Origin of the sequence: Synechococcus sp. GEYO, assembly GCF_900473955.1 — a bacterium.
Lineage (GTDB): Bacteria > Cyanobacteriota > Cyanobacteriia > PCC-6307 > Cyanobiaceae > Synechococcus_C.
In genome coordinates, this window is sequence record NZ_UCNL01000011.1 from 100,840 (window position 1) to 114,908 (window position 14,069).

Consider the following 14,069-nt stretch of genomic DNA (forward strand, 5'->3'; position numbering starts at 1 on the left):
AATGCCTGAAAACCAGAGGATCAACTCCGTTTCACTCTGATCATGCGCGCATTCAGCCTCGCTCTGGTCACTGCCACTGGGTTGCTGGCAACCACCATCGCTGTCGAGGCCAAAACCACCAGAAACTTCAGTGGTTCAAGCCCAGCGGAAGTTGAAAAGGATAACCGCAAAGCTGGTTACAGCTACTCGGATGGGGACATGAACTGCTCCAGCAGGTGCAATCAGCGCTGGGCCAAAGATTGAAACATCTGCATCACTCCGCAAGACGGAATCGGGGCGAAGCAGTGGCCACTATGAATTCAGCCTGACGCAGGTCTCACCCCAGAACAATGCGTGATTGCACTGATTGCCTAGGGGGCCATACAACATCAACACTGGGGTCATCCAATCGGAGGCACCGGATGACGGCAGACACTCCACCTGAGCAGATCTGAGAAGCGATTCGGCTGTTCTTCACTGCTCCAACGTTTCTCTCAACCAACATGAGGTGCAATTGATCGGGGCATCAAAGCCGATCCAATCAGCCAAGCCTCACAGAAATCTGGTTCAAGAGGCTCACAGCAGGATTGTTCGCTTCTACTTTCCTTCGCTTCACTCACTGTCCTTCGCAACGAATTCAAACAGGATCACGTTCAGATTCAGACAGGAAGCCAATGAACAAACGAGCGAGTTAGGCCGTTCCATTCATCCGGATGGTGCGGTCACCAAACCAGCAAATTGCTGGCAAAAACCCCCGGAATTCAGCACCAACTCTGAATTCCGGGGGTTCATTCATGCCGACTCAAACAGCTGTCGCGGTCAGGGAGCGAGACATCTCCTGACCGCGACCAGCATCAATCACATCCTGCTCAACAAGAGAGGCGTTCATGACGATCCAGTCAGCACACCACCCTGTGATCTGTGGAAGAGAGCAGGAGCTGCGCACTTTGATGCAGGAGTCGACTCGAAACTGGCCATCAACCGAGCACGGAGCTCAGGGGCTGAAATCGGCCTTCGCCTGTGCGCTGCATATGCATCAACCCACGGTGCCCGCAGGTCCCAATGGAGCATTGATCTCCCACCTGCAGTACATGCTGGAACACCCCAATGAAGGCGATAACCACAACGCTGAACCCTTCGCTGAGTGCTACAGGCGCATGGCGACGTTGATCCCGGAGTTGATTAGAGAGGGCTGCAATCCGCGGATCATGCTCGATTACTCAGGAAATCTTCTCTGGGGCGTCACGCAGATGCAACGCCGAGACATCACCGAGGCTCTTCATTACCTGGCCTGTGATGCCGAGATGGAAAGACATGTGGAATGGCTGGGCACGTTCTGGGGCCATGCTGTTGCGCCCTCCACGCCCATTCCAGATCTGGCTCTGCAGATCAGCGCATGGCAACACCAGTTCGCCGACCTATTTGGCGACGCCGCTCTCCAGCGCGTGCGTGGGTTCTCACTGCCGGAAATGCACCTGCCCAATCACCCGGACACCCTGTTTGCGCTGGTGAACAGCCTGCTCGAAGCCGGTTATCGCTGGCTGCTCGTTCAGGAACACAGCGTGGAACAGCTGGATGGATCTCCCCTCAGTTCCCAACAACGTTTTGTTCCCAACAGGCTGGTGGCTCGTTCCTGCTCAGGCGAAGAAGTCAGCATCACAGCCTTGATCAAGACCCAGGGGTCCGACACCAAACTCGTCGGGCAAATGCAACCGTGTGAGGAAGCGTTTGGTCTCAGTCGCCAACGACTTGGCAACGTTGAGATCCCCTCTCTCGTCAGCCAAATCGCTGACGGAGAGAACGGTGGTGTGATGATGAATGAATTTCCGGAAGCCTTCCGTCAAGCCAATCACCGCATTCGCGAGAGCCAACCAGACACAGCCGCACTCAATGGATCGGAATACCTCGAACAACTCGAGGCAATGGGACTGAAAACAAGTGACCATCCCCGCATCCAAGCCGTGCACCAACATCGGTTATGGCAGAAGGCGGGTGACTCGGGTGACGTGGAAAGCGTTGCCACAAGTATCGATGAGCTCAGCTCAGCCAACGACGGTTTTTCCATGGAGGGTGCTTCATGGACCAACAACCTCAGCTGGGTTGAGGGATACGACAATGTGCTCCAACCGATGCAGCGCTTCAGCGCAAGCTTTCACCAGCAGTTCGATCAGCAGCTCTCTGAACAGCCAGGCTTGTCGCAGTCACCTGACTTCCGAGATGCACTGATGCATCTGCTGCTGCTGGAAACCAGCTGCTTTAGGTACTGGGGGCAAGGCCAATGGACCCAGTACGCAACTGACATCTACGAGCAAGGGATGCGGCTATTGAATCGATAATGTGCCTAATACTGTGACCTCATTGGTCAGGCAATAGGTTCTATCACGGGCGAGCATCCAAATGCCATCAATACCAGAATGTCGTGGGTCTTCATCGCTTTCCTTTCTTGTTAAATCACTTCAGTACTTTATGGGCGGTTCCGTCTCCGTCATACTTATCTGTATTGTAAAAACCGTTTCTTGTACCGAAGTAGAGGGTGACTAATACGAAAGGGATAGAAACATAAACAAGAACCGTGGATAATGTCATTTTAGATCTGTAGAATCCAGATGATATCTCTATGCTAGATGCAGGGCCTTTTGATGTCAGGATCTACTGCGAAGAACGACACCGCACTCAGAAGACCGCCAACAGCAGAGCAGTGAACAACACACTTAAGACCTTTCATTGATTGATTGTGAACATACGCACCGTCGCTGAAAGGCTGATGAAGGCGCATCCCACAAACGGGCCAAAGATCGCCCTGGGGCCTTGGTTTGGGGGACTTTCATTGGTGGTAGATGGAATAGGGGGTCGTTTCTAAGCTTATGAACAGCTATTGGGAGCACACTAACGCTTGTGAATCAACAGGAATTTCTGCCTGAGTCCATGACGCTTTATCCCAACAAAATCAAGTGGGTCTTGGTGTGACTGAGCTGCATCACCTTTATTACAATGGGGATCTCATGGTTAGGTGCTTACCCCATTCATCCATCAGGCCAAGTTTTTATTGGGAGCGACTGCACAACCTTCTAAAAAAGTATGAATTACCCTCAAAAATAATGACCACAAACTCATCAGACTGGACAACACCCTCATATTCGACGCAAAAGGAATCAACAAACTGATCGGCATTTCTGATTCCGCTTTGCCTTAAAAGAACGATAAATGCATTGTTCTGATCTTCGCCAAGAATGTAATCGGTCTGGTCTGCGATCTCATCGATCAGCAGCTGTTCCTCCTCAGGTTTTGCCTCATACCAGTCGGCATACCGTTGTCGCTCTTTAAGCGATTCAAGCGAGAGTCCACCACTCATTAGAGAACATCATTGGAGTTTCACAGTCCTGAAGCTGGTCAGAACGGCTGACTGTCGTCACCCGATCCAATGGCAACAGCACCAAAACGAATCCAACCCAGCACTGCTGCATCAACAACAACTGGCGCGGTCGCCCAACTCAACCGGTGGAGCGGGAGCGGCGACGCACCACTCGGCGACCGTCAGGTGTTTGTTCGACTTCAGGAGCGGAGTCTGCCGAGTCTGCCGACTTGGTCACATCCTGCCCTTCAGGCTCATTCTCAGGAGGTTCCTGTTCAGCAATCACGCCAACCACCACAGCCGCCTGCACCTGGTCATGCAGATCGCCGATCACCATCAAGGCTTTGAGCGTGAGCTCAAGCCGAGACTCCCTTGGTAGGCCTGGACGCAGCTTCTTGACTGAGCCCCAAAGCTCAAGCGCCACCTCTCTGAGGAGTTCCTTGTCTGCCATTCGAGCCCGATGCGATCCGTTTAATCGATGGCATCAACCTACCGTTCAGAGTGCAGCGCGCTTCCGTTAAACAGAGAATTGACGGCAGACCGTTGCTTACCACTGCCGCTGAACAGCATCTGAACACGCCAGGATGTCTACATGGCTCTCACACTCGTTTATGACGGCGGCTGCCCGTTCTGCAGGCATTTCGCACACCGCAGTGAACTGATGGGTGGTCTTCCCGACCTGGTGATCAGAGACGGCCGCAGTGACCATGCACTGAGAGCTGAACTGCGCAATCGAGGATTTAATCTCAGCAACGGCGCTGTGCTGATGGATGAAGACCAGATTTGGCATGGCAGTGAAGCCATCTCCAGGCTTTGTCAGCAGCTGTCTCCCAGCGATCCTCTGCTGCTCCTCTTAAATGGTCTGTTCAGCAATTCTGGTCGAGCCAATCGCCTGTATCCGGGGCTCCTATTAGCCAGACAGATTGCTCTGAAAATGCGTGGACTGCCAGTGAATCCAGATCAGGCTTGAGCCGAGCTTCCCAGCAGATTGGTGGATAGCCGCTCAGCATGATCAGACACATGATCCTGCTGGTAAGCAAACTCTTCCAGTTCAGCGTGCAATTCCATCAGCATCACAGCCATTGAATGTGCCAGTTCACTGCTGAAGCTGATCTGCATGGAACGCTCGAATATCCAACCGAGCGGTTCTAAAAGCTTCAACGGAAAAGGCGTGGATGTCGTCAATGTGCCGTTACATAAGGGCCGCCAACTGATCAAGTGGCGGCCCGAATGATCACTTGTGCTCGCGTTGCCAGCGGCTGAAGTTGGCAGCGGAAAACTTGTGCCCATGGCGCATTCCAACCTTGGCCACGCAGGTTGTGTCACCAGCGCACTGCTCAACCTCGCGGCGGATGTTGTCGTTGCCGTTAGCCCTGGCGAGAAAAGTCTCCAGCTGTTTCATGGACATGGGGAACCTCCAGAGGGTTTCTCCACCGCTAACCCAACCAGAAGGGAACATCCGCATCCATCGGTTTTTCTTCCCCAACACACGAGCCATGGAAGCTGCTCTGACAAGCGGCATCACATCAGCACACCTGGACGCCGATTGTGCTGCTGTGAAGGAGCAGGAGCCTGCGGCAAAGGTCCTTGTTGCGGCAACACCCGGTACTGAACCCTCACCCGCGTACGAGCAGCGCAGTGGGTGATCAGACCCAACAGAAGCACCAGCAACAATCCTGTAGCTGCGCGTTGGTTCATGCTCAGACCAACCTCGCAGGCCAACCGACCGGGAGGACAAACCTCCCCGGCGCAAATGACCTGCTCAAGACCAGCGGCTTAAGCAACATCACTTCCGGCCGACAATCACCGGAGGAGTTCCGCCAGCACCACCTGGCAGACCAGGAACAACCTGAGTCTGGCCATCCCACTTATCCAGGAAGAGCTTGTAGAGAACCTGATCATCGAGGCTTTTGTTGAGCGTGTCATAACGGAGCGCTTCCTGCTCAGCAATCTTGACCTCGGTCTGGGCGCGAAGCAGCTGCTGTTCAGCAATCTGTTTCTGCTCAATGGCAGCTCGGTATTCCTCAGCGATCTCCAGACCGGTGAGATCCAGGCCCACAACCTTCACGTAGTCGAACTGGTCAAGTTCTTCAGCAACCGTTGAGGCCACCAGCGAGGAAATGTCATTCCACTCAGACGCAATGGTGACCAGCTCGTACTGGGAAAACACCGATTTGAGCGCTTTCAGAAGCGAAGGCTGAATGATGCGCGGATAAACATCGCGATCACTGCTGGCGATCGTGCTGTAAACCCGGCCGGCTTCGTCAGGGCGCAAGGCGTATTTGATGGTGGCCGTGGCCTGGATCACCTGAAGATCCTTGGTGAGCGTCGCGAAGTTCTCCGGCCTCACCTGGGTTCTGATGCTGAATGGCCACACCTGCTGGACCAGCGGAGCTTTCACATTGAGCCCCGGCTGGCGCGGAGCACCACTCACCTTTCCGAGAGTAGTGATCACCGCCACCTCACCGGCCGGGACAACGAACAGCGCCTGACCCAAGAGCAGCAAACCGGCCAGAACAAGGGCAACAATCGCCACCAGACCGCCTTCGGGACCTCCTGGGGTGACCGATCGCATCGACGAAGGGCTCTGCATGAAGTGAATGCGTCAGACGCTGAAGTTCGCTCTCTTCTAGCGACGAGCGGCGCTCTCTGCTCGCGGGAGCGATTGAGCCCTGATAGCGTCCGCCCATCCTGTCTGGGTCCCATGCTGAGAAGCCTGTTCTCATTGCTGTTTGCAGCCCTCCTGTTGATGGCGCAACCGGCATGGGCAGCAGACCTGCGGCTCACCTCCGTGAGCCTCGCTCCCTGCGACGCTGCCGACCCGGGCTCACAGCCGAGCAACAGCAACAGGCAACGCAGCAACATCACCAGCCCGGAAGGAGCTAGCTGCTACGTGCTGAGCGGAAACGTCAACAACCCCGGCCGCAACTCCGTTGTGGATACGGATGTGTATGCCCGAATTCTGGATCGCAGTGGCGAACCGGTGCTCCAGAACCGCACACGCGTGGGATCAATCGGCGATGTGTCTCCAGGAGACCACCCTTTTGCACTGCGACTGGCAGTGCCGGCTGGAACACCAGGACCGTTTGAGGTGAAAAACCCACGCGCTCGCGGCTTCAGCGCTCCGGTGCGCAGCAGGGCCGGCGACGACGAAGAGTTGCTGCCGCTCGAGCAGGGTGTGGTGCAACCTGGACTGGAGGACGAGATCAGCTGATGCTCCAGATGCTTCGAGTCGGAGCGGTGATCCTTTTGATGCTGATTGGCATGGTGCTGATCGGCTTCCATCCGCGCGCACGACAGCCGGGAAATCGGATGCCCTCACTGCAAGACAACCGGATGATGCCCAGAAACACCATGAGGCGTCTGCGGCAGGACAGGCTTTAAGCCACAACAGCAGCCCCAGGGTCAAATCCATGCGTTGAGGCTGGATTGCCAATCATGAATTCACCCACGGAACATTCCAGCCGTCCGGAAAGGCCTGAAGCCTGCTCGAACAATTCGCTGCTGCCAAAACTCAGTCCACAAGGAGCGAGTCCAAGCGCCGTCGCCACCAGATACAGCTGCTGGTAGATCGACCCCACATCTTTGAGGATCAGCGCGTAGGACAAACCGGTGTGCTGATGAAGACTTGCATGTCTGCCGTAGCGGGCAGCCATCACAACAAGCACATCCGGTCGCTGGCCCTGGCCCGGCGATACAGAAGCGGCCTGAGGTGCACGACAGGTGGAGGCAGCAGCAAGATCGAGCATCTGCAGACAAGGTTCGCCGAGATCACTCAGTTTTCCCAGAGAGTGATTAAGGGAGTCGTAGTTATAAAACCCTGGCTGAAGACCGATGCATCGGTGGATGCATAAATACAGCTCAATGGAATGAAGAGCTCCTGCGCTGGCGACAGGTCTCAACAAGCCGGAATACGCTCGCGATAAACCTGGATCGCAGAGAATTTCCTCCCGAATGTGCATGGAGTACCAGAGGAAATCACTCAACACACCTGCAGTCACGGGCTGTTCGTGAAAAGACCGGATTGTTTTACGTTCGCGAACGACTTGAAAAAAACTCAGGTTGTGATGAATGTGCGACGGCTCAGGAAGGGCTACCGTAGAAAGAACGATTCTTTGATGCTTCGCAGAAAACCTCTGTTGGTTGACAGGCTTCGGGAGTGATTGATCGCGACAAACATCAATCATCTGTTCACGCGTATGACAGTGAAACGCGAGGTCTTCAGGCGTCCAGCCCGCATCGACGGCTTCCTTGTCGATATCAACAACACCCTCGCCATCACAGACGCCTGCGACTCCAGAGCTCAACAACAGAGAAACAACATCCTCATGGTGCCCACGCAGATCATCAGGCAGAGCGTCCTGGAAGGTCTTCCGGTCGCACGACGAAACGAGCTGCATGAGGATCGGGAACAATCTTTGATCCTTCAGCAACACCGTTGCCACTGCCAAAGGTGTTGTGATCTGTAGCCCATCAAGCCGGGGCTGAACATGAACAAACCGAGAAAACCTAATGCGATAGTCGCCAATAGGGACAGTCTTTCGGTTTAGCAACGGCTTCACAGGATCCAGACAGATCGCTGCACCCTTGCATCCGCTAATTTCAACGAAAAGCAATCCCTTGGCGTAAAAAACCTCAAGCTCATCAAACAGCTCTTGTTGATCAGCAATGGCGGATAAAGCATCATCATTGATGCAAAACTGTGCTCGATTCACGCCTTTTGCAGACAGATCATGCAAGAGACTCATCAATGAATCACTTGGGTCTTCAATCTTCAGGCATTGCTGGATCGAGTTCAGCCTCGTGGCATAGGGACTGGTGATGACAACAGCGTTCTCACCCGAATCAACGTGAACACCCTCGCGGAATCGATAGTTCAGCATCCTGCAAACACTAGCCTCAAGTGCCTGCGACACAATTGCTGCAATCAGAACAGGCTCAAATCAATGCATCAATGAAAATCGCAATCAAAGTCGCCAAAACCAGGACTACTCAGCATCTGCACAATCCAAAGGGTAGGACAACCCCAAGCTCACTGATTCAACGAAACAGGATGAACATATAAACCGGGATCTCCCGAGAAAGACGGAGATCCAACAGAACCCCATGCAACCTTGACCAAAAGGCCTGAGGCAATCGTCAAACCAAATATTTCCAGAATTTTTTATTCACAGCAATTCGAGCCCAAAAATATAACGACAGTAGAAGTGCTCCTAAAAATCCGAGCCCCATTCCCCACATCAAAGTGTCTTCAGCACCAAGAAAGTCAATGCAATGGAAGCAAGCACCAGTCATAAAGAATGCAAAGCCAAAAGCCCGAAAATTCTTTGGCAATTCAGTTGTGACCTGAGTGGAGCTGTTCATTTCCGGTTAAAGCCTCTATTCAAAAAGGTGAACCATCCACCGGCGACAAGAAGCATTGCCGGCAGACCCGCGATGAAAACGCTGAAATCCGATTCCGCTGCATTGACAATCCAGAAAATTCCCCAAAACCAGGTCAAGAGAAAAATCAGATTGAGCAGCAGCTTCGAGGAGAATTGAGCAATCAGCACTTCTCCAACTCGACGCTGAAAAGTTGTAGCTTGCGTGTTAGCCATAATCATCAGTGCCAACTAGATTTTGATACTCACGCGTCCCCGTGCCGTATCAATTGCTCCACAAAGCAAGGTCTCCTCGACCAGGGGAGGGATTCAATTGATGCAGATCGAAGCTGAATGGCGCAAAAGGAGAGGCACCGTCGAACGTCTTTTCGCAAGCCGTCAACTCACTGTCCGAACAGGATTGGCTTGAAAGCAATTGGGGCTTGCCGAAAACTTCGTCCGTTCACCAACGGATCAGCTCTGCAAAGCAGAAAGCAACGAAAGCTGGCCATTGTCCTTGCCAGAGACCACTTCCCAGCCCCTGGGATCCCATGGACTGAGCAGCGGCTCAAGCGCTCTCAACTGCTGGCCATCCAAGGCTGACATCCAGGCTTCTTCAAATCCCTGCGGAATCAGCACGGGCATCCGGTGATGCAGTGGTTTGACGAGCTGATTCGGACTCGTTGTGAGGACAGTGCAGCTATCAACCTCACTGCCATCACTCCCCAACCAACGCTCCCAGAGGCCAGCAAGCCAGAAGGGTTGGCGATCAATGCGTCTGATCGCGCGACCTTTTTCGAAGAAACAACTGGCAGGGATCAGACAGCGTCGATAACGCCAGGAGCCTCGAAAACTGGGCTTGTCTGCGACCGTTTCCGAACGGGCATTGAAAGGCCTGGGCCCCTGCGAAGGATCCTTCAGCCAACCAGGAATCAACCCCCAAAGCATCAGCGATGCTTCTGGACCCGACTGATCAGAGCGATAGGCCAGCAGGGGCTCGCCAGGAACAATCAAATCGCGTGGTGCGTAGCGAGTGCGATGTTCGTGGTCCATGCGCTCGAGCAAAACCTTTGGAAGCTGGCTCAGGGGCGTGGCGAGGGCATAACGACCGCACATTTCAGCTTGGCTCGATCAGGATTCCTGACGGAAGATACGTTCCAGATCGCGTCTGAACTGCTGAGTGGAAAGAGGTCGCTCTCCGCGACGGCGATTGTTGCGAATCACCAGTGAGCCAATCCACCAGACTTGCAGACCCGCAAAGACCGAACCGACCACGAGCAAACTGAATGTTGGAGGGTCGAGGTGAAAAGGCATCAGCGAAGCGACAAATCGAGCAAAATGAAGATCCTCGCCACCGGTCAATGAAGGAGATCAGCATTGTTGAGCTGGTTGCCCGCAACTTCGCCCGCTTCGCTGCGGTCTCTGGCGTTGTCGCGCTGGTGATCTGGCTCAGCTGGGTGTTACTCGATTTCGAGCACATGAACAGTGGATTCACCCTGCCTCAATCTGTGTACTGAGGCAGAGCAAAAGCTAATTCAGCTGACGCCGTCAGCCACAACGTCGGCTTTGACGTCATTAGCGGCCTCGGCATCTGCGGTAAAAGCTGCTTCAAGACGATCGGCCTGAGAACGTGTATCGGGTGCAAATCGGCGAGCAATCAGCTCGTCAACGGAAAGTCGACCTGGACCCACGGCCAGAATTGCTGTGGCAGATGCGAAATAAAGACCAAGAAGCTCAAGCAGGTAGATATTGAATCCAGCGGTGCTGACAGCGTGGTAGATCGCCACGGTCATTGTTCCGAGAATGGCCAGGGCACCGAAACGGGTCAGCAAACCTGTGATCAGCAACCAGCTGCCGCCAACTTCTGAAAAAGCTGCGATGTAAGACAGCGTGATGGGGAAGGGAAGCCCGAGAGGACGGACAAACGCGTCTGCAAAATTGTTGATATTGGCGAGTTTCTCGTAACCGTGGTGGATCAGGAGCACTCCGGTGAACACCCGGAGCAGAAGCAGACCAGCGTCAGCAAGGAATGAGCGAGTAAGAATTGCCCTGATCACAGAACTAAAAGATAGTTTACGAAACGTAAGGGACGAGCCCCCTGTCTCGTGTGACCAAAGAACGGATCTGGCGAAAAATAAGCAGATATACTCATCTGCAGCGGCGTCGCGACCCGTGGTGATACCCTCCAGAATGAAGAAACATTACGAGTGCTTGACATGACCAGCGAAGTGCTCATCACTTTGTTCCTTGGCTTCGGGGCTGCGACCCTCAGCCTGCTGTTCTGGAAACTGAGCCGTGCTCAGTCAACAAATCGCTTGTAAAGCCAGCGCACAAAACCACCCACCACTGGAACGGGCTCAAAGGTTGGGCCCACGAAATCGAAATAATCCCTGTGGTCCTCCACCTTGCCTTCAGAGTTGAATCGCAGCCGACTCGTGCCAGGGTAGACAAACTCAATTCCCTTGATCTTGAGTCCCATCTCCCATTCAACAAATGCGGTGTCGCCCTCGATGGCGATGGCGGCGGGAGTGAGAGACACGTCATCGCAACGCCGCATTAAGCCGTCCTGGGCCTCCACGTAGGCCTTTATGCCTTTGCGCTCCTGAGTCGGGTCTTTGAAGCGCACGTTCTCGTCATACAGCTCTCGCCACTGCTCCTCAGTGGGAGCAGCCATGCCGTAAGGCTTCGTGAACAGTTCACGCAGACGATCAACTTTCACAGCAAGGCCCAACAAGGAAAATCACACTATTCAGATTTCTGCGCAGATTGCATAAGCTTCTGGGCCGCGCCAGAGCCTCGTCCCATGCCCGATCAGCGATATCAATACGAACCCATCGAAGCCTTCGGAGAAAGCCTCACCACCAATCGCCCCTGGAACACGTCGGCTCTGGAGATCGTTGAGCGAATCAATGGACGCACCGCAATGGTGGGATTTGCAGCCGCGATCATCGGCGAGTGGATCACCGGCCATGGTCCCGCCGGGCAGGTGGTGGCCATGATCCGTTGGTACCTCAGCTGAGCTTCAACACAACCGCCAACTCATCGTCCATCCGTCAGTTCATGCAGGGCGGAGTAGTCGCCAACATCAAGGTCCGTGCCAGTAGCCCGTTCCAGCAAACTCGCGAGTCCGTCCAGAGCAGAAGCGTCCACTCCAGCCAATCGCGCCTCCCGCAAAAAGAGCTTTAGATCCTTGCGCAGCAGACTGGTACTGAAGTTTGGATCGCCGTAGTGGTGAGACATCATCCGCTCAAGCTTCTTGTCGACGGTGGGGGCATAAAGAGCTGAAGGACGCAGAACCTCCATGAAGCGATCGACGTCCAGACCGGAGGCTTGAACCAAACGCAGTGCCAGTGAATATCCATGGGTCAGGCTGGCGATCAGCTGATTGAGAGCCAGCTTCGAGGCAGCACCCGTGCCCACAGCACCCATCAATCGCGGCTCTGATGCCAGCTGTCGTAGGAGCGGAAACTGAGCTTCAAACACATCCTGCTCGCCGCCGGCCATCACCAACAAACTGCCCTTCAACGCTTCAGGACGACTGCCGAGCACCGGAGCTTCCAGATAAGAGCCTCCCTGCAGGCTTACCTGCTCAGCGAGGGAGACGCTCTCACTGATGCCCATGGTGCCCATCGGTACGATGCATCTCCCAGCTAGGGGGCCGAGGCTGCCGATGATCTCTGCGGTAACAGGACCATCACGCAGCACTGTGATCACAACGGATGAAGAGTCCAGCCCCTCGCCGGGAAGGTTCAGCTGCTGAGCCCCTGCCTGCACAAGCCCAGCACAGCGAGTGGGGTTGCGATTCCACACGTTCAGCGTGCAGCCCACATCAAGCAGCCGTTGTCCGATTGCAGCGCCTAGAAGGCCAGTACCCAGCAAAGTAATGGTGGTCATCAGGCAGCCTGAAATCTCCTCCACCTTGCAACAGGCGACGGTCCAGCTCGATCTGCGCATGCACCTTGATGAGCCTGCGCCAGTCAGGTGCTCCGTCAGAGCTCGAACACATCAGTGGTCACCAAGGCCGGATTGAGCAACCAATGGGGAGATGTCTGGCCTCAAGTGATGGCGAGAAAAATCCAGCTCCCAGTGTCCAAGCGCCCCAGTTCAATCACGACAGCGTTGGCCACGTTGACCTTCGCTTACATCGCAGCCTGGGCTATTTGGGGATTGTCAAACGCTTATCCCAGCATTTGACCCAAAAGAAGGCCTTCTTCTAACTGGAATGATGGCCTCTGAGGATTAGCTCGCAACAATCAATATGCCCGCTGATATTCATCTCTAACAGTTCTTAAATCAATCAAAAGTGATCACTTGAAAACGAAATTTTCAAGTCGTTGTTGAGCCTTTCCCTTGCTTGGAGGATGCAGCGATCGGAGTTGCGAACAAGTCATCGAGATAGCGCTCCGTCACTGCTCTTTCGCTACAGCCGTTCTGGTACAGGAATCGCGCCAATGCTGAGCTCATCAGCTGATATTGATCCCAGTTGGGGTTGGCACCGATGAACCCCTTCATGGCGGTGAAAAGGACTTCAGGTATTTCAGATTCCAGACTCACAAACGGAGTCTCTTCTTCAGTGGCAACGACCAGAGCCGGATTGACGCAGCTTTCCAGTTGATAGCGATCCATTCAGTCTTCGTACGTCCGGCTATTCGCCACCACAAAGCCATGAATCACAAAGGACGTCAAAGCTCTCGCAGAATTACCAGCAATCCCTGATCTCAGACGAGACTCGTCTCACTGCAGTGGCTTCTGGTTTGACGATCCGGTCCAACAGTTGCCTTTCAAGCGAAATTCCTTTTCTGTCAAGCGGCGAATGGCACTCGGAGCAAAAACCACAGATTTTCAATTTTCATCTGCTGTTTCGGGGATTTTCTGTGGAAAAGCTCTTGAGACCAGTGGAAAATCGTCCTTTTTTTCCACAGGACAACCCGCCATTAGCAAGGCTTATCCCTCGAAGTCTCATAGGACGCGCCAAGAGCAAAGACATTTGAGAAATAAACTGGGGCAAGGTTGCTTGGGAAAGCGAGTAGCGCTTGCTACTTATTTTTTCTCCATGTCCGATACGGATCAAACGCGATCCGCATCGATGTTCTGATCGCTCACAAGCTCAGCTGAATTCCAACGCCTGCAGGAACGGGGCCTGAAACCGAACCTTCAAGGGCGGTCAGCCCCCATCCATGGACAACGAAACAGCTTGGCTCCAGTCCCACAACCCAGGACAGCAACAAAAAAGACCCCACTGCTAGTGCAGCCGGGCCAGGGTGATGGGGATCCACATCTTGGGATCACTCATCAGGCTCGTCAACGCCACATATGGTGCATCGCTGCTGAAATTGATGACCAGGTATGCCTGAACACCTATTTCGCGTGTTGGATCC

At 54.1% G+C, this 14,069-nt stretch carries 23 protein-coding genes; 8 read left to right on the forward strand and 15 right to left on the reverse strand.

Translation table 11 applies throughout. The features are described 5' to 3' along the window. Positions 1-42 precede the first annotated feature (42 nt). Together DXY37_RS11525 and DXY37_RS11530 are read left to right on the forward strand one after the other, a co-directional pair. Entirely contained in the window at positions 43-243 is a 201-nt protein-coding gene (locus DXY37_RS11525) for a hypothetical protein (RefSeq protein ID WP_115126796.1), read from the forward strand. 623 nt (positions 244-866) lie between these two features. After that, complete coding sequence (locus DXY37_RS11530; protein ID WP_115126797.1) at positions 867-2,315, forward strand: glycosyl hydrolase family 57; 1,449 nt, start codon at positions 867-869, stop codon at positions 2,313-2,315. A 707-nt stretch (positions 2,316-3,022) separates the two neighbouring features. Here DXY37_RS11530 and DXY37_RS11535 read toward each other — a convergent pair. Together DXY37_RS11535 and DXY37_RS11540 are read right to left on the reverse strand one after the other, a co-directional pair. Continuing rightward, positions 3,023-3,331: a hypothetical protein gene (locus DXY37_RS11535; RefSeq protein WP_115126798.1), complete on the reverse strand. Its 309-nt coding sequence runs from the start codon at positions 3,329-3,331 to the stop codon at positions 3,023-3,025. 139 nt (positions 3,332-3,470) lie between these two features. Continuing rightward, the gene (locus DXY37_RS11540; protein WP_115126799.1) at positions 3,471-3,782 is read right to left on the reverse strand and encodes a TIGR03894 family protein; all 312 of its coding nucleotides are present in this window, start codon (positions 3,780-3,782) and stop codon (positions 3,471-3,473) included. Positions 3,783-3,923: 141 nt separating this feature from the next. Here DXY37_RS11540 and DXY37_RS11545 point away from each other — a divergent pair, with 141 nt between their 5' ends. Then, positions 3,924-4,301: a DCC1-like thiol-disulfide oxidoreductase family protein gene (locus DXY37_RS11545; RefSeq protein ID WP_115126800.1), complete on the forward strand. Its 378-nt coding sequence runs from the start codon at positions 3,924-3,926 to the stop codon at positions 4,299-4,301. Here the strand turns inward: DXY37_RS11545 and DXY37_RS13490 are convergent. The 4 genes from DXY37_RS13490 to DXY37_RS11560 all read right to left on the reverse strand — a co-directional run bounded on the left by DXY37_RS13490 (position 4,292) and on the right by DXY37_RS11560 (position 5,924). Further along, positions 4,292-4,450: a hypothetical protein gene (locus tag DXY37_RS13490; protein ID WP_170951884.1), complete on the reverse strand. Its 159-nt coding sequence runs from the start codon at positions 4,448-4,450 to the stop codon at positions 4,292-4,294. The genes DXY37_RS11545 and DXY37_RS13490 overlap by 10 nt on opposite strands. Positions 4,451-4,565: 115 nt before the next feature. Further along, the gene (locus DXY37_RS11550) at positions 4,566-4,739 is read right to left on the reverse strand and encodes a Nif11 family protein (RefSeq protein ID WP_074160695.1); all 174 of its coding nucleotides are present in this window, start codon (positions 4,737-4,739) and stop codon (positions 4,566-4,568) included. Between the two features lie 113 nt (positions 4,740-4,852). Next, positions 4,853-5,029: a hypothetical protein gene (locus DXY37_RS13495; RefSeq protein ID WP_170951885.1), complete on the reverse strand. Its 177-nt coding sequence runs from the start codon at positions 5,027-5,029 to the stop codon at positions 4,853-4,855. A gap of 88 nt (positions 5,030-5,117) precedes the next feature. Continuing rightward, on the reverse strand, positions 5,118-5,924 hold the full coding sequence (locus tag DXY37_RS11560) for a prohibitin family protein (RefSeq protein ID WP_369818414.1): 807 nt from the start codon (positions 5,922-5,924) through the stop codon (positions 5,118-5,120). 111 nt (positions 5,925-6,035) lie between these two features. Here DXY37_RS11560 and DXY37_RS11565 point away from each other — a divergent pair, with 111 nt between their 5' ends. Together DXY37_RS11565 and DXY37_RS13500 are read left to right on the forward strand one after the other, a co-directional pair. Continuing rightward, a complete protein-coding gene (locus DXY37_RS11565) occupies positions 6,036-6,545 on the forward strand; it encodes a hypothetical protein (protein WP_115126802.1) in 510 nt (169 codons plus the stop codon). Next, entirely contained in the window at positions 6,545-6,715 is a 171-nt protein-coding gene (locus tag DXY37_RS13500; protein WP_170951886.1) for a hypothetical protein, read from the forward strand. The genes DXY37_RS11565 and DXY37_RS13500 overlap by 1 nt, the downstream gene beginning before the upstream one ends. On the opposite strand, the gene DXY37_RS11570 is transcribed toward DXY37_RS13500, so the two are convergent. The 5 genes from DXY37_RS11570 to DXY37_RS11590 all read right to left on the reverse strand — a co-directional run bounded on the left by DXY37_RS11570 (position 6,712) and on the right by DXY37_RS11590 (position 10,005). Continuing rightward, on the reverse strand, positions 6,712-8,214 hold the full coding sequence (locus DXY37_RS11570) for a SagB family peptide dehydrogenase (protein ID WP_115126803.1): 1,503 nt from the start codon (positions 8,212-8,214) through the stop codon (positions 6,712-6,714). The genes DXY37_RS13500 and DXY37_RS11570 overlap by 4 nt on opposite strands. A gap of 256 nt (positions 8,215-8,470) precedes the next feature. Beyond that, positions 8,471-8,695: a hypothetical protein gene (locus DXY37_RS11575; RefSeq protein ID WP_115126804.1), complete on the reverse strand. Its 225-nt coding sequence runs from the start codon at positions 8,693-8,695 to the stop codon at positions 8,471-8,473. Further along, a complete protein-coding gene (locus tag DXY37_RS11580) occupies positions 8,692-8,943 on the reverse strand; it encodes a hypothetical protein (protein ID WP_136975612.1) in 252 nt (83 codons plus the stop codon). Before DXY37_RS11580 ends, DXY37_RS11575 begins: the two co-directional genes overlap by 4 nt. Before the next feature lie 222 nt (positions 8,944-9,165). Then, positions 9,166-9,807, reverse strand: coding sequence for an SOS response-associated peptidase (locus DXY37_RS11585; RefSeq protein WP_115126806.1), 642 nt, complete (start codon positions 9,805-9,807; stop codon positions 9,166-9,168). Positions 9,808-9,822: 15 nt separating this feature from the next. Beyond that, the gene (locus DXY37_RS11590; RefSeq protein WP_115126865.1) at positions 9,823-10,005 is read right to left on the reverse strand and encodes a hypothetical protein; all 183 of its coding nucleotides are present in this window, start codon (positions 10,003-10,005) and stop codon (positions 9,823-9,825) included. 47 nt (positions 10,006-10,052) lie between these two features. Between DXY37_RS11590 and DXY37_RS13505 the strand changes: the two genes are divergently transcribed. Next, complete coding sequence (locus DXY37_RS13505) at positions 10,053-10,208, forward strand: hypothetical protein (protein ID WP_170951887.1); 156 nt, start codon at positions 10,053-10,055, stop codon at positions 10,206-10,208. An 18-nt stretch (positions 10,209-10,226) separates the two neighbouring features. Here DXY37_RS13505 and DXY37_RS11595 read toward each other — a convergent pair whose 3' ends face one another. Both DXY37_RS11595 and DXY37_RS11600 read right to left on the reverse strand, forming a co-directional pair. Continuing rightward, entirely contained in the window at positions 10,227-10,748 is a 522-nt protein-coding gene (locus DXY37_RS11595) for a DoxX family protein (protein ID WP_115126807.1), read from the reverse strand. A gap of 242 nt (positions 10,749-10,990) precedes the next feature. Continuing rightward, on the reverse strand, positions 10,991-11,365 hold the full coding sequence (locus DXY37_RS11600) for a nuclear transport factor 2 family protein (RefSeq protein WP_115126866.1): 375 nt from the start codon (positions 11,363-11,365) through the stop codon (positions 10,991-10,993). A 129-nt stretch (positions 11,366-11,494) separates the two neighbouring features. Between DXY37_RS11600 and DXY37_RS11605 the strand changes: the two genes are divergently transcribed. Next, positions 11,495-11,710 (forward strand): chlorophyll a/b-binding protein, encoded by a 216-nt coding sequence (locus tag DXY37_RS11605; RefSeq protein WP_115126808.1) that lies wholly within the window; start codon positions 11,495-11,497, stop codon positions 11,708-11,710. A gap of 20 nt (positions 11,711-11,730) precedes the next feature. Here DXY37_RS11605 and DXY37_RS11610 read toward each other — a convergent pair whose 3' ends face one another. Both DXY37_RS11610 and DXY37_RS11620 read right to left on the reverse strand, forming a co-directional pair. Then, positions 11,731-12,585, reverse strand: a complete 855-nt coding sequence (locus DXY37_RS11610) for an NAD(P)-dependent oxidoreductase (protein WP_115126867.1) — start codon at positions 12,583-12,585, stop codon at positions 11,731-11,733. Positions 12,586-13,017: 432 nt separating this feature from the next. Beyond that, positions 13,018-13,317 carry a DUF2811 domain-containing protein gene (locus DXY37_RS11620; protein ID WP_115126810.1) on the reverse strand — a complete coding sequence of 100 codons (300 nt, stop codon included), beginning with the start codon at positions 13,315-13,317 and terminating at the stop codon, positions 13,018-13,020. Between the two features lie 187 nt (positions 13,318-13,504). Between DXY37_RS11620 and DXY37_RS13510 the strand changes: the two genes are divergently transcribed. Then, entirely contained in the window at positions 13,505-13,786 is a 282-nt protein-coding gene (locus tag DXY37_RS13510; RefSeq protein WP_170951888.1) for a hypothetical protein, read from the forward strand. The last annotated feature ends 283 nt before the right edge of the window (positions 13,787-14,069 follow it).